The organism is Serinicoccus shuyuelongi, assembly GCF_045032955.1.
In the GTDB taxonomy this organism is placed as follows: Bacteria; Actinomycetota; Actinomycetes; order Actinomycetales; family Dermatophilaceae; genus Ornithinicoccus.
Genome location: NZ_JBJFZU010000004.1, coordinates 107,844 through 121,340 on the forward strand (window position 1 = coordinate 107,844; position 13,497 = coordinate 121,340).

Consider the following 13,497-nt stretch of genomic DNA (forward strand, 5'->3'; position numbering starts at 1 on the left):
GGTCGGCAGCGTCCTGGTCCCGCGCATCCGCTGCGTCGAGGATCGTCCGGGCAGCCTGGTGCTTCGTCTGCTCCCGCGCTGTCGCGTCCTTGTCCGTACCCACGATGCCCCAGTCAACCAGGGATGTGGCGTGGACGACAGCGGGGCGGTGCCCTTGAGGGGTCCCGCGCCCGCTACGCCGGTCGGGTCAGCGGACGACCAGGACCGGGCAGTGCGCCTCGTGCATCACTGCCCGACTGACCGAACCGAGCAGCAGGGAGCGCAGGTCACCGCGCCCGCGGGCACCGACGACGACCAGGCCGGCACCCTGGGATGCACGACCCAGCAGCGCCGAGGGGCGCCCCTCCTCCACCATCTCCTCCACGACGAGGCCGGGATACTCCTTCTCGAGCCGGACACGGGCCGCGGCGACATGGGCCGCTGCCCCGTCCCGTGCCTCCTTGATGGCCTGGTAGCGCCACTCGTCGTCGACCAGGTAGATCCGGCTCCAGTGGTCGTAGGTCGGCGTCTCCCAGGCACCGACGAGCACCACGGGCGCACCGCTGTCCGTGGCGAGGTCCGCCGCGATCGAGAGCGCGTGCTCACTCCCGACCGAGCCGTCCACACCGACCACGACCCGGGAATCCGGGTCGGGGCGCTCGACCGCATCGTTCGGGACGACGACCACCGGGCAGTCCGCGCGCGCCGTCACCGCGAAGGCGACCGACCCGATCAGGGCACCCGTCACCCGACCGTGTCGGCCCGCCCCCAGGACCACCAGGTCCGCCTCGTGCGACAGGCCGACGAGCGCGGCGACCCCTCCCCGGCTGCTGGTGCGTCCGTGCACCGTCAGCTCGGGCTCGACCTCGAGGGCGAGGGCGACACCGCCCTCGACCACCTGGTGCGCCGCCTTCTCCGCGTCCTGCGGCGACCACACCCGGACCGCGTCCGGTGACATCCACCGGTCGAGGTCGTAGGCGAACACCACCGACAGGTCACGTCCGCGCCGACGCGCCTCATGGGCGGCCCACCGCACCGCGTGCTCCGCCTCCGGTGACTCGTCAAAGCCCACCACCACTGCAGTACCTGCGCTGACCTCGTCCATGAGTCCACTTCCTTGCCTTCAGGGGGCGGTTCTCCGCCCACCTCCGACGCTAGCCAGGGCGTAGACGCCCCACCAGAGGCCAAGGACCCGGGACGATGGGCCCCGGCCGAGGCAGGGTGACTCCTAGCGGCCCTGTCATCCTTCGTCCGGTTCGTGCAGGACGAAGGATGACGAGCCGGCTGAGAGTGCGCGGTCTGCTGGCGTCAGACAGGTCCGGTGGAGCCCCCGCCGAGCCGCGCGGCCCGAGCAGCCGCCACGTCGGCCGCCCGACGTCGCTCCAGTCGGGTCAGCGGGTCCCGGCTCGCATCCAGCCGCGGTGGGCCGAAGAAGGTCAGGACGGTATAGCTGGTCCGCCACTTGATGCGGTACCAGAGGGAGAGGCCCTCACGCTCGGCCTTCCTGCGGTCGGACCGTGTTCCCATGCCCACTCCCAGATCGTTCGTGCACAAACCTTTCGTGACGAGTCTACCTGGGGCAGGGGTTACGGTGACCGGGTGAGCGCCCTCCCGGACCCGGACCTCGACCCGACCCCGCCGGACCTGCTCGCCCTGGACCGGCAGGTCTGCTTCGCCCTGGCCGTGGCCTCCAGGAAGGTCATCGGCCTCTACCGACCGTTCCTGGAGCCCCTGGGGCTCACCCATCCCCAGTACCTGGTGATGCTGGCGCTGTGGGAGGAGTCCTCGGCCAACGTGGCACGGCTCGGCCAACGGCTGAGCCTGGACCCCGCCACCCTCTCGCCGTTGCTGAAGCGACTGGAGACCCAGGGGCTGGTGACCCGCGAGCGCGACTCCACCGACGAGCGGGTGCTGACCATCTCGCTCACCCCCCGGGGACGGGGGCTGCGAGCGGAGGCGGAGCGGATCCCGGAGGGCATCCTGGACACGCTCGGCATGGACGTGGCGGACCTGGAGCACCTGCGTGACGTCCTGCACGACCTCATCCGGGCCAGCAACCGGGCACGGTAGGCCGGGCCCGACCGGTCAGCGCCGACCGGCGCCCGGCGCTCGCGTCAGACGAGTCCGCTGGTGCCGAGCAGGCTCCCGACGGCATACGTCGCAGCCAGCGCGAGCGCTCCCCCGAGGACCACCCTGGCCGTCGGACGCAGCCGCGGGCTCCCACCGATCACCGCGCTGGCGTAGCCGGTGAGGGCCAGGGCCATGATGACGACGGTGGCGGTGACCACCACCCGCAGGTCTTCGGGGGCGAGGAGCATGGCCATCAACGGGAGCAGCGCGCCCAGCGTGAAGGCGAGCGCCGAGGCCCCGGCGGCGGCCCACGGGCTGACGACGCTGTCCTCGGTCAGCCCGAGCTCGACCTCCAGATGAGCGGCGAGGGCGTCACGCTCGGTGAGCTCCTCCGCGACGAGGCGCGCCGTCCCGGGGCTGAGACCACGCTGCTGGTAGAGCCCCGCCAGCTCCTCGAGCTCGGCCTCGGGCTGCTCGGAGAGCTCCGCCCGTTCCTTGGCGATGAGCGCGCGCTGGCTGTCGCTCTGGCTGCTCACGGACACGTACTCGCCGAGTCCCATGGAGATGGCGCCACCGACCAGCCCGGTGACGCCGGCGGTGAGCAGCGCGGCCGAGCTCGTCGTGGCGCCGGCCACGCCGACGACGAGCGAGGCGACCGAGACGATGCCGTCGTTCGCACCGAGCACCCCCGCGCGCAACCAGTTGAGGCGCGCGGACAGGTCGCCTGCGTGCGGCTCGTCGGCGTGCACGCCGGTCGGAAGCGATGGGTCGACAGTCAAGCGGTCACTCCCCTGGGTCGGCCGGCGTGCATCGGGTGGCGGCCTCCTCGGTCGACCGCCGCACCCGGAACAGCCTCCGATGTCCCTCGGTGCCGCAGCTGCCGCACGAGGTGGACGGAGTAGGCGGCGCAGATGGCCAGAACGGCTGCGGCCACATACACCTCGGTCGTCCGGTCGTCCGCCGTCAGGCTGCCCGAGATGTTGAACAGGACGTGGAAGACGACCCCGGGCATGATCGACCCGGTCACCGCCACCAGCAGTGCCAGGACGATCCCCACCGCGATGGCGACGACCACCTGGAGGATCTGGTCGAGGCCGGTATACCCCCGCGCGAGGTTGACGACGTGTCCGAGGCCGAAGGTGACTCCCGAGATGACGACGGCCCTGCGCACACCGCTGCGGTGGGCGATGGCGCGGTAGAGGAAGCCGCGGAAGATCAGCTCCTCGGCGAAGCCGACGCCGACCATCAGCAGGATCACCAGGGCGATCGCGACGGCGTCCAGGTCACCGTCGAGCCCTTTGGCGTACTGCAGGCAGGCAATGACCAGCAACGGCAGGTAGAACAGGCAGGTCCGGTAGTCGGCGGATCGCGGGGCCCGCACGCCGTACTCCCTCAGGCGGCTCGTCGCCCCGAGGTACAGCACCAGTCCGACGGAGAGCGCCAGCACGACGACCGCCGTCGCGGAGTTCTCGCGACCGATGGACAGGGACAGGGTGTCCCCCACCCCGATGGCGACGATGTAGACGACGATCCAGACGATCGCGAGCCAGAGCGGGAAGATCCGGTGGCCTTGCGCCCTCGAAGGCTGCTCAGCGGTGTGCGGCATGTGCCTCCCGCCCCCGTTCCAGGGAGAGCGCGGCCCGCTGGGTGGAGCCCAGCAGGGTGGACGACAGGCCGAAGCCGGTGATCATGACGAGCAGGATCCAGATGTAGTCATCACTGGCCTTCGCGGCCACGGCCGTCCCCATCAGGGTGGCTGCCCACACCACGGCCATCAGGACGGTCAGACGACCAAGCAGGGCGGTCATGCAGGGCTGGGGATGTTCGATCTCAGGGTTCCTCTCGCGGGGACGGTACCTCCCACCCTCGCCTCCGGGTGCCACCGTGCCCAGAGGCGAAGGCCTGCACCCCGGGCAGGACCTTCTGCTCTACCTCTCGCCGCACGGGAGCCGGACCATGGGACGTGCCCGGCTCGATGGTGCCGTCCGTCGCCTCGGCACGTCCCTCGTCACCGCGTTGCGACGACACCCCACGCAGAGTCGGAGTCGCACGATGAGCACTTCCCTCCAGGACCGGCGCGGAGCAGGCCCGGAGCGGATGCCCCGAACGGCCACGCCGGCAGCCGTCTCCAGACCCAGCGCCCTACGGCGCGTCTCGCGGCCGATGACCCTCGCCGTCCTCTCGCTCGCCGGCGCATGGGGACTCCTCGCCGGGGTGTGGACCCCGCGTGGTCCGCTGACCTCTGGGGAGGCACTCTGGTCCATCGCGATCAGCCTCGGGGTGGGCCTCGTCGCCGGTCGTGCTCTCCGCAGCCGGTGGACCATGCTCCTGGCGCCGACGGTGTTCGTCATCATCTTCGAGCTCGCCCGAGTAGGCGTGGACGGCCCCATGGTCGACGGACTCCACGCGAGCTTCTACGGAGCGATCGCTCTTGCCACCGGTCGGGGCTTCCACGCCCTGGTGTCCCTCCTCCCGTTGGTTCTCGGCGCTGCGGTGGGGGCCGGTATGGCGCGCAGGCACGCGCATGACGTGGAGACGTCATTGCCCCGGTCACCGCGCGGCGTGCGGCGGACCGGGACCGTCCTCGTCGCGCTGATGCTCACGACCCTCGGCATCGGTCTCGCACGACCGTCGACCACCGCGCCCATCACCGGTCAGGACGGGCATCTCCTCCCCGGGTCGATCGCGGAGCTGACGACCGTGCGTATCGGGGGACACGACCAGGGTCTGATGATCCGAGGTACCGATACGGACAACCCGGTCCTGCTCTTCCTAGCCGGAGGACCCGGGGGCTCCGAGCTCGGGGCGATGCGCCGCCACCTGCCCGAGCTCGAGGAGCACTTCGTCGTCGTCACCTGGGACCAGCGCGGAGCCGGCACGTCCTACCCCGCGCTCGACCGGACGCGCACGCTCTCTCTCGAGAGCTACGTCTCGGACACCATCGAGCTGACCAACCATCTGCGGCGAAGCTTCGAGGCCGACGACATCTACCTGCTCGGGCAATCGTGGGGGACGACCCTCGGCGTGCTCGCCGTCCAGCGGGAGCCGGACCTGTACCGCGCCTTCATCGGCACCGGCCAGATGGTCAGCCAACGCGCCACGGATCGCATCTTCTACGACGACACCGTGGCGTGGGCGGCCCGGTCCGGTGACGCGACGTTGTCGCGACAGCTGGAGCAGGACGGGCCGCCACCGTACGAGGAGATGTTCCCGTACGAGACCGCCCTCTCGCACGAGAAGGACGTCTACCCCTACGACCATCGCGCGAACTCCGAAGGTGCCGGTCAGATGTCGGAGAACCTGCTGGTGCAGGAGTACACCCTGATCGACCAGGTGCACGTCCTCGGAGGCTTCATGGACACCTTCGCCGCTCTCTACCCTCAGCTGCAGGCGGTCGACTTCCGGGAGAGCGCCACCACCTTCGAGGTGCCGATGTTCTTCGTGCAGGGTGCCCATGAGGCCCGAGGGCGCCGCGAACCGTTCGAGGACTGGTACGCCATGGTCGAGGCGCCGACGAAGGGCCTCGTCGTGCTCGACAGCTCCGGCCACCGCCCCCTGTTCGAGCAGCCGGAGGAGTTCGTGGACTACCTGGTGGAGACCGTCCTGCCATCAGGTGGCTAGGTGCGGGTCGCCCTGCTTCGGCAGAGGCCCGTCCCGCCAGGGAATGGTCTGATCAGTCACCTGGGCTCCGCTCCGACGGACATCGTGCTGTGACCTCACCCACTCATTCCTCGGGGATCGGGGCCTAAGGGCCCTGCCGGTCTGGGGACTTCGGCTCTGGCCCGGTTCGAGGTGAACGACAAGGCTGAGGGTCGGTGGAGAAACGGCGTCTACGACACCGGACGGGTCATGATCGGCCCGACTACCGGTGGGCGACCCGCACCCACACCTCGAGGGAAGACCGGTATGAACACGCGAACAAGCCCGCCGAACACCCGTGAGCTGCCATCCTCCTACCGGATGCATGAGTCGGTGGACCTGAAGGAGAACGGCAAGGTCGCAGTACTCATCCAGGTGATATCGGTCCTAGTGGCCGTAGCCATGATGGGCCTGGCAGTCGTGCAGGATCTGGCCTTGGCCAGCGGCTGGAGCAGCGCGGTCACCGTCGCGGTCACCCTGTTCTCCTGCGTCGTCTACATGGCGGCGCACGAGCTCACGCACGGCGCCTTCCTCTGGGCCCTCACGGGTGCCCGCCCCCAGTTCTCGGTCCGGCTGCCCTACCTGACCACAGGCAACGAGGCATACCTGAACAAGCGGAGCTTCGTGGTCGTGGCGTTGGCCCCGCTGCTCGTGTGGGGCGTCGTCTTCGTCCTGCTCCTGCTCCTGGCCCCGCAGGATCTCCTGCTCACCACCTACGTACTTCTGGTGCTCAACCTCGCGAGCTCAGCGGGCGACGTCGTCCAGGCCATCGCCGCTGCACGGTTCCCGGCCGCTGCGCTCATCCGTGACAACGGCCACGACACGACCGTGTACCTGGCGCACACCTGATCGTCGTGAGCTGCGGCTGGCGCAGCCGTCCGGCTCACCCCTGCCTCGACCTGTTCGTCACCAAGGAGCCTCATGACCAGCTCGACCCCGCAGATCGCTTATCCGCTACGCATCGATGCCCAGCTCGACACAGAACTCAGCCGGTGGTTGTGGCTCGTGAAGTGGTTCTTGGCGATCCCGCACTACCTGATCCTCGCCTTCCTCTGGGTCGCCTTCCTCACCACCAGCGTGATGGCCTTCTTCAGCATCCTGTTCACGGGAAGATACCCACGCGCACTCTTCGAGTTCAACGTCGGCGTCCTCCGCTGGTCCTGGCGCGTCTCCTACTACACCTACGGTGCCCTCGGTACCGATCGCTACCCCCCGTTCACCCTGCACGAGGTGGCCGACTATCCGGCACACCTCGAGGTCGACTACCCACAGCATCTCTCGCGTGGGCTCGTGCTGATCAAGTGGTGGCTCCTGGCCCTGCCCCACCTCGTGGTCGTCGGTCTGTTCCTGGGCGGTGCCAGCTACGTCGCACGGGAGGGCTCCGGTGAGATGTCCGGGGTGGGCTTGATCGGCATTCTCGTGCTCGTGGCTGGCGTCTTCCTGCTCGTCGCCGGTCGCTACCCGACCCAGCTCTTCGACCTGATCCTCGGCCTCAACCGTTGGGTACTTCGTGTCGCCGCCTACGTAGGCCTGATGACTGACCGCTACCCACCGTTCGCGCTCGACCAGGGCGGCCAGGAGCCCGGCCCGATGCGCACCCGGCCGCACCCCGTTCCGGCCGCCCCGGCCGCCCTCGTCGGACACCCCGCGGGCCACGCTTCCGCGCGTTCCCATCAGTCAGACTGGACGGCTGGTCGGGTGGTTGCCCTGGTCATCGGATCTGTGCTGATCCTGTGCTCCCTGGGCCTGGGCGCGGCCTCTGGCACGCTGGCGCTGGTCGACCAGGGCCAGCGTGACCAAGACGGCTTCCTGATGAGCGACGCCCAGCTCTTCCAGAGCTCCGCTCATGCCATCACCTCGAGCAACCTGCAGCTGCACACCGATGCCCCGGGTGCCTTCCTGCCGGGTCGGATCCTCGGCGATGCGAGGCTCACAGCGGACCCGGTCGCCGCGCAGGAGCTCTTCCTCGGCATCGGCGCCACCACCGACGTGCAGAGGTACCTGTCGGGGGTGGACCACGACAAGGTAACCGACATCCGCGGCGGTGAGCCCGTGTTCACCGCCCGTACCGGTGGAGCACCCGCAACGGCACCGACCGACCAGCAGTTCTGGGTCGCCCAAGGCTCAGGTGGCGGCGAACAGAGCATCACGTGGCCCCTGGCAGCTGGTGACTGGACCGCAGTGGTGATGAACAGTGACGGCAGCCCGGCCATCGCGGCCGACATCACCATCGGCGCCGACATCCCCTCACTGACACGCCTCTTCATCCTGCTGGCAGTGCTGGCAGGCCTCTGTCTGATCGCCGGGGTCGTGCTGGTCACCCTGCCCCTGAGCAAGGTCTCCAAGGCGGGTCCGCGCTGATGCAGACCAGGCACCACCCCAAACCATCTCCCACAAGAAGACGCAAGCGTTCCAGGAGGAACCGTGAAGGCAGCAGTAGTCACCCGGCTGGGTGCGCCCTTGGAGATCCACGACATCCCCATCCCGACGCCCGGTCCTGGACAGGCTCTGGTCCGGATCGAGGCGTGCGGCGTGTGCCACACGGACATCCACGCCGCTAGGGGTGAGTGGCCAGCAGAGCCGAAGGACCCCCTCATCCCCGGCCACGAGGGTGTGGGTGTCATCGAGCAGGTCGCGCGGGTCGTCACCAGCAGTCGCCGCCTCGAGGACGTCAACGAGTGCTTCGAGGACGTCCTGTCCGGGAAAGCGCCAGCTCGTCTCGTGTTCGAGATGACCGAGAGCTCGTCGTGAGCACCCTGGTCGTGTACGAGTCGATGTGGGCCAGCACCCGCGCTGTCGCTGAAGCGGCCGCCCACGGGACCGGTCTCCGCAGCGACACCCCAATTCTCGCACCCGCAGCACCCACCTCACCAGGGGCCCACCTGCAGTCCGTCTTGGAACACCTCGGCCACCGCTGCCCTGGGGCCTGCCGCTCGACGGCAGAAGAGATCGGTGCCAGCGTCTGGTTCGCTCGTCGCCGCATCGTGGTGGACTCTGGGCGGCCGGCGGCACTGGTGGTCCTGGACTGCAGCGCCTATACCGGCCCACTGCTGATGCAGAGGCTGCTGCTCCGTCGCATCAACGCCTGCACCAGCATCGACGGCGTCCAGGTGTGCGAGCGGCGTTCGGGCGACGTGGGGCACGCTGTTGCGGCCGTGCGTGCCCTACGCCTGGGGACTCCATCGACCGATCTGGTCGCCGACCTGACGGCGTGTGGATCCTGATGGGACTGCTGGACGATCAGGTGAGGGGTTCCTCCCCGTCGTCAAGCGGCGTGCCGACCGTCACGCTCACAGCACGCCATCGGTCAGGGGGACGTTCGCCTCTAGTCGGACCTAGGTGCCCGCGCCACCCTGCTTCTATGACCCCGGCGCGCATCCGACGCTTCACCCCTACCAGCGCGGCTCTGGCCGCCACCCGACTCGCGAACCGCTGCCTGATCGCGGTGCTCGAAGGCCCGGCAGGCGGTGTCCTCGGGCGCCGACTGGCCGTGGTCCGATACACCGGGCGCCGAACGGGCCGGAACCACGAGCTCGTGGTCGCGTACACGGTCGACGGGCCGGCCGTGCGCATCGCTGTTGGAATGGCCGAGCACAAGACGTGGTGGCGCAACTTCAAGGACCCGCGAGGCCTTCGGCTGCGACTGCACGGCGTCGAGCACGACGCGATCGCTCATGTGGTCAACGACCGGGATCAGGTGATGGTCATCGCCGAGTTGACCCAGACTCCCGAGCGCCCACTCACCACCGCCCCGATCCATCGCGGCCTGCCCCGTCGTGGAACCGGACGACTGGTGCCGACGGTGCGGCTGCCAGGGGGTCACGCGCAATGCCGTAACCAGGAGCTGGCGCACGCGGCCAAGTGTGGCGCCAGGACACCACTGCGGTGGCGGGCTGTCACCAAGTGCTCCCGCGCAGGGCTGCGGTGGATGTGATCGTGTCCATCACTTGTCCATGTCCCGCGCCCCACTCACGCCATTGCCTTGATGACCACTGCGACTGAGGGCCAAGGACGCCGGGATCGGCGTCCTAGTGTGCGCACGTGTGGGGCGACGATCGGCATGCTGCTGAGAGCTGGAACAGGGATGGCGCTGGGGATCAGTCTGGTGAGGTCCCGTCGTCATGGCGGGTGCCGCGCTAGGCCTACGTCGATCAGGTAGGCGTCCCTATGCCGCTGTCGCGCCGACTCCTCCGATCGGCCCAGCAGTACTCGACGTTGTGTCACACGCGTGTACTTCAACGGTGCATCAGCGCGATCGTGCCGGTCTTCCCCGGGCGGCTACACAGGCGGATGGCGCTTGGAGCTGCGGAGGTCCGGTTCCAATCGGTTGCTAGGCTTCTCGCCGTGGGAGAGGATGCTCGGCACCGCCTGCGCCGTAAGTACTTGAATCTGGGCAGCGGGGAACTGGCAGCGGCCGGGCTGTCCTTGGGGATCGGAGTCGTGCAAATCGCCCCTTTGCTTGGCAGATCGGCCTCGGCCCTTCCGCTGTGGTTCGCTCTGGGACCCCTCGTTATGATCTTGCTCCAGGCGGGCGTGTACTGGCTCTGCGCCAGAAGTTGGGTGGAGCGAACATGCATGCCGCCCGGGCTCGCCGCGACCTACAAGGCGCTGCGGGGTCTCAATCCCGTGCTGCTTCTTGGGGCTCTCGTCGGGCTCATCATTACATGGCCGGACAACGCCGCCGTGGGGTTTGCCCTGCTTGGCGTCTGGGGCTTCGGGGTAATCGAATACATCAACTACTTCGTTGTCCGGTTGTCCTACCCACCTACCAAATGGGTGTCACGTATCAGGCAATGGCGCACACCTCGCCTCGTGCAGGACATAGAGGGCGCTCGATCCGGCACGCAATAAGTACAAGCGCTTGACCCTCCCCCACCGGTGGAATCGTCGAACGCGCCGCCGACCTGCGGAACTCAGACCTGTCCGACACCGACACCGACATCATCAGCCAACTGGAGCACTCCGCCCAGACCCTGCACCGCGCCACCGGGAACGCCGACCAGGTCGACCCCTTGCGTCTCGCCGAGCCAGCCCTGGGACCTCTCCAGTGCAGGCGCTATCAGCATGTAGAGGCCTGCACCTAGAGTGGGGCCGGCCGCGGCTCCCGTGGCTATCCGATCCACGCCCGAACCGCCCGATCGAGAGTTCGGGGCTAGGCCATGCTCAGCTCGCGTGTGGTCGGTGGACGAGTACCGGGCACGGGGCGTGGTGAACGCAGTAGTTGGCGGCCGAGCCCAGATGGAAGCCCTCCCCACCTCCGTGTCCGTGCGCGCCCACGACGAGCAGATCGGCCTGCTCCGCGCGGTGGCACAAGGCCGGCCCGGGCCGCGCCTCGGTGAATTCCCAGGCCACGGGCAGCCCCTCAGCGTCGGCGCTCACCAGTTCCTTGACGTGCTCGAACATTTCCTTGTGCGGTCGCTGGTAGTCGACCTCGGTCTTCGTGGGCGAGATCATGATGGTGGGTGGTACCTGCCACGTCATCAGCACGGTCACGGAGGACCCGTGCGCCCAGGCGAATCCCAGAGCCCAGCGCAGCGCGCCCATACTCACCTCAGAGCCGTCCACACCGACCACCATGGTGGCGGGAGTAGTCCACGTCATGGTCATATCTTCTCCTACGTTCTGTCTACACCCCGGAACTTCAGAAGTCCACGGACTGTGAAGAAGCAGACACTCTGCTACCTGGTTGTCATGGCCAGGGTGAGCAGGACAGCGAGGACCCCCACGAAGACCGACGTGTGAACAAGTCTTGAGCACCAGTTCTCCTGCGCGGTGGACTGCGGAATCAGGTCGGCGGCGGCGATGTAGAGAAAGTTCCCGGCATCAAACGGTATGAGTATCGCGACATCGACCGAACCTGCCAGGCCGTACGCGACCAAGCACCCGAGCAGGAACGTCAAGGTTGAGGCCACGTTGTACAGCACCGCGAGGCGGGGATCCACTCGCTATGCACCAGGAGGCCGAAGTCACCCAGCTCCTGAGGGACCCGTGCGGCCGCAACGATCCAGGTGACGATCCCCAAGCTGGACGTCGATGAGGAAGGCGCTGGCGACGGCGAGACCGCCGATGAAGTTGTGTAGCCGTCGGCCACCAAAAGGAGGTAACCGACAGGGCGGTGACGGCTCAGCCCGCGGTGGCAATGGTGCCAGTGCAGGAATTGCTCCAGCACGAGGAAAGTGACGAAACCCAGAGCGAGGGCACCGTAGACCGACAACTCGTTGCCCAGAGCGGTGACAGCCTCCGGCAAGGATGAATCGCCCTTGATCTAGTGGAGGCTCTCAGTCCAGGAGGATGAGAGTCATGGCAGCGACCTCGCCCGCCACATCATCCCGAGCTCCGTCCAGACGCCCGCGCTCGACCTCATCGACGCCGCACTCGTCCACGCCGCGAACACCCCCGACGCTCGGCTGATTCTCTCCATGCCTCCACCGGAGGGCAAGAGCACCGCGCCTTTGCTCGGAGATTCATGGACTGATCAAAGGATTCGGACACGCATGTGGTCCGCTCCACGGCACGGCGCCTGAACCGGCGATCCGCCGACCGAGGCTTCGCTTCCAGTGCAGCAGCACCCTGCGCGCTGGCCGCGAGGCACGCGTAGTCCCTGTGCAAGATGCACGCAAGGACAACTCGTGTGGGGTGAAGAGTGCATTTTTGCTGGTGAGAAGCCTTTCGGCGGGGTGGACGTGGAGGGACTCGAACCCCCGACCTCTCGCGTGTGAAGCGAACGCTCTAACCAGCTGAGCTACACGTCCGGACGCCCCTGCGGGCGCGGGTCAACTTTAGCCTCCCGCACGTCGGGGGCGAAATCGCACTCGCACCCGTTACGGGTCCGGGGTCGCGGCCGCCCGCCGGGCGAAGATCTCCGACGCCGCGCGGGCCACCGGTCCCGGGCCGTCCCCCAGCTCGCGGCCGGTGAGCGGCACCGCGGGCAGCTCCTCGCCCGACGCCAGCCGGACCCCCGGGGCGACGCCGATCGTGGTCACCGCGCTGACGTCGCGCAGGCTGCTGGTGAGCCATACCTCCTGCGCCTCGGCGAGCACGGACAACGGCAGCTGCGACTCGCACACCTCGATCCCCTCCTCCCGCAGCCACTCCAGGAGCAGCCCCCGGGTCACCCCGGCCAGCGGGCCGCAGGACAGTGCCGGGGTGTGCACGACCCCGTCCAGCACCACGAAGACGTTCGTCCCGGTCCCCTCGCACAGCAGGCCGGCGGTGTTCGCCAGCACCGCCTCGCTGTGCCCCATCTCCTTGGCCGCCGCCAGCGCCACCACGTTCTCCGCGTAGGAGGTCGACTTCACCCCGGTCAACGCCCCCCGCTCGTTGCGGGTCCAGGGCACGACCGCGACGCTCGACGTCGGGCCCGGCACCTCCTGGGCGACCGCGGTCACCAGGTGGGTGGCGGCCCCCTCGAGCCGGTCGCTGCCCAGTGGACCGACCCCCGCGGTGACCGTGTACCGCAGCCGGCCGAACGGCATACCCCCCTGGCCGAGCACCGCGTCGATCCCCTCCTGGATGCGCCCCCGGTCCACCGGTGGCAGCCCCAGCGCTGCCAGCGACCGGTCCATCCGGGCGTGGTGCCGGGAGAGCGCGAACGGCTGCCCGTCGACCACCTTGCAGGTCTCGAAGACCCCGTCGCCGACGGTGAGGCCGTGGTCGAGCGCGCGCACCCGCGCGTCGGGACCGGCGAGGTCTCCGTCGACCCACACCCGCACCCCGTCGAGGGCGGCGGCCGTGGCCCTGGCCACGTCCATGTCCCGGGTCGTCGTGCTGCTCATGTCCCGAATGCTATGCGCTGGCTACGCTGGGCCG

The 13,497-nt window shown here is 68.7% G+C and carries 15 protein-coding genes and 1 tRNA gene; 7 read left to right on the forward strand and 9 right to left on the reverse strand.

What is annotated here, in order from left to right:
• Positions 1 to 187: 187 nt before the first annotated feature.
• Together ACI3EY_RS06810 and ACI3EY_RS06815 are read right to left on the reverse strand one after the other, a co-directional pair.
• The gene (locus ACI3EY_RS06810; RefSeq protein ID WP_405039877.1) at positions 188 to 1,084 is read right to left on the reverse strand and encodes a universal stress protein; all 897 of its coding nucleotides are present in this window, start codon (positions 1,082 to 1,084) and stop codon (positions 188 to 190) included.
• Positions 1,085 to 1,287: 203 nt separating this feature from the next.
• Complete coding sequence (locus ACI3EY_RS06815) at positions 1,288 to 1,506, reverse strand: hypothetical protein (RefSeq protein WP_405039878.1); 219 nt, start codon at positions 1,504 to 1,506, stop codon at positions 1,288 to 1,290.
• Between the two features lie 72 nt (positions 1,507 to 1,578).
• On the opposite strand from ACI3EY_RS06815, the gene ACI3EY_RS06820 reads away from it, so the two are divergent.
• Positions 1,579 to 2,049 (forward strand): MarR family winged helix-turn-helix transcriptional regulator, encoded by a 471-nt coding sequence (locus ACI3EY_RS06820; RefSeq protein WP_405039879.1) that lies wholly within the window; start codon positions 1,579 to 1,581, stop codon positions 2,047 to 2,049.
• A gap of 44 nt (positions 2,050 to 2,093) precedes the next feature.
• Here ACI3EY_RS06820 and ACI3EY_RS06825 read toward each other — a convergent pair whose 3' ends face one another.
• Genes ACI3EY_RS06825 through ACI3EY_RS06835 form a run of 3 tightly spaced genes read right to left on the reverse strand, consistent with a single transcriptional unit; the run spans position 2,094 to position 3,857 of the window.
• Entirely contained in the window at positions 2,094 to 2,828 is a 735-nt protein-coding gene (locus ACI3EY_RS06825) for a VIT1/CCC1 transporter family protein (protein WP_405039880.1), read from the reverse strand.
• Positions 2,825 to 3,655, reverse strand: a complete 831-nt coding sequence (locus ACI3EY_RS06830; RefSeq protein ID WP_405039881.1) for a CPBP family intramembrane glutamic endopeptidase — start codon at positions 3,653 to 3,655, stop codon at positions 2,825 to 2,827. Before ACI3EY_RS06830 ends, ACI3EY_RS06825 begins: the two co-directional genes overlap by 4 nt.
• Positions 3,639 to 3,857, reverse strand: coding sequence for a hypothetical protein (locus tag ACI3EY_RS06835; protein ID WP_405039882.1), 219 nt, complete (start codon positions 3,855 to 3,857; stop codon positions 3,639 to 3,641). Before ACI3EY_RS06835 ends, ACI3EY_RS06830 begins: the two co-directional genes overlap by 17 nt.
• Positions 3,858 to 4,212: 355 nt before the next feature.
• Between ACI3EY_RS06835 and ACI3EY_RS06840 the strand changes: the two genes are divergently transcribed.
• The 6 genes from ACI3EY_RS06840 to ACI3EY_RS06865 all read left to right on the forward strand — a co-directional run bounded on the left by ACI3EY_RS06840 (position 4,213) and on the right by ACI3EY_RS06865 (position 9,622).
• The gene (locus ACI3EY_RS06840) at positions 4,213 to 5,670 is read left to right on the forward strand and encodes an alpha/beta fold hydrolase (protein WP_405039883.1); all 1,458 of its coding nucleotides are present in this window, start codon (positions 4,213 to 4,215) and stop codon (positions 5,668 to 5,670) included.
• A gap of 285 nt (positions 5,671 to 5,955) precedes the next feature.
• On the forward strand, positions 5,956 to 6,537 hold the full coding sequence (locus ACI3EY_RS06845) for a DUF3267 domain-containing protein (RefSeq protein WP_405039884.1): 582 nt from the start codon (positions 5,956 to 5,958) through the stop codon (positions 6,535 to 6,537).
• 72 nt (positions 6,538 to 6,609) lie between these two features.
• On the forward strand, positions 6,610 to 8,049 hold the full coding sequence (locus ACI3EY_RS06850) for a DUF4389 domain-containing protein (RefSeq protein WP_405039885.1): 1,440 nt from the start codon (positions 6,610 to 6,612) through the stop codon (positions 8,047 to 8,049).
• A gap of 63 nt (positions 8,050 to 8,112) precedes the next feature.
• The gene (locus ACI3EY_RS06855; protein WP_405039886.1) at positions 8,113 to 8,439 is read left to right on the forward strand and encodes an alcohol dehydrogenase catalytic domain-containing protein; all 327 of its coding nucleotides are present in this window, start codon (positions 8,113 to 8,115) and stop codon (positions 8,437 to 8,439) included.
• On the forward strand, positions 8,436 to 8,912 hold the full coding sequence (locus tag ACI3EY_RS06860) for a hypothetical protein (protein ID WP_405039887.1): 477 nt from the start codon (positions 8,436 to 8,438) through the stop codon (positions 8,910 to 8,912). The genes ACI3EY_RS06855 and ACI3EY_RS06860 overlap by 4 nt, the downstream gene beginning before the upstream one ends.
• 137 nt (positions 8,913 to 9,049) lie before the next feature.
• The gene (locus ACI3EY_RS06865; protein ID WP_405039888.1) at positions 9,050 to 9,622 is read left to right on the forward strand and encodes a nitroreductase/quinone reductase family protein; all 573 of its coding nucleotides are present in this window, start codon (positions 9,050 to 9,052) and stop codon (positions 9,620 to 9,622) included.
• Between the two features lie 1,229 nt (positions 9,623 to 10,851).
• On the opposite strand, the gene ACI3EY_RS06870 is transcribed toward ACI3EY_RS06865, so the two are convergent.
• From ACI3EY_RS06870 to ACI3EY_RS06885, 4 genes are all read right to left on the reverse strand, one after another.
• Positions 10,852 to 11,295: a universal stress protein gene (locus tag ACI3EY_RS06870; RefSeq protein ID WP_405039889.1), complete on the reverse strand. Its 444-nt coding sequence runs from the start codon at positions 11,293 to 11,295 to the stop codon at positions 10,852 to 10,854.
• A gap of 71 nt (positions 11,296 to 11,366) precedes the next feature.
• Positions 11,367 to 11,630: a ZIP family metal transporter gene (locus tag ACI3EY_RS06875; RefSeq protein WP_405039890.1), complete on the reverse strand. Its 264-nt coding sequence runs from the start codon at positions 11,628 to 11,630 to the stop codon at positions 11,367 to 11,369.
• Between the two features lie 736 nt (positions 11,631 to 12,366).
• Positions 12,367 to 12,440, reverse strand: a tRNA-Val gene (locus tag ACI3EY_RS06880).
• Between the two features lie 69 nt (positions 12,441 to 12,509).
• On the reverse strand, positions 12,510 to 13,439 hold the full coding sequence (locus tag ACI3EY_RS06885; RefSeq protein ID WP_405040005.1) for an aminotransferase class IV: 930 nt from the start codon (positions 13,437 to 13,439) through the stop codon (positions 12,510 to 12,512).
• Positions 13,440 to 13,497: the final 58 nt, after the last annotated feature.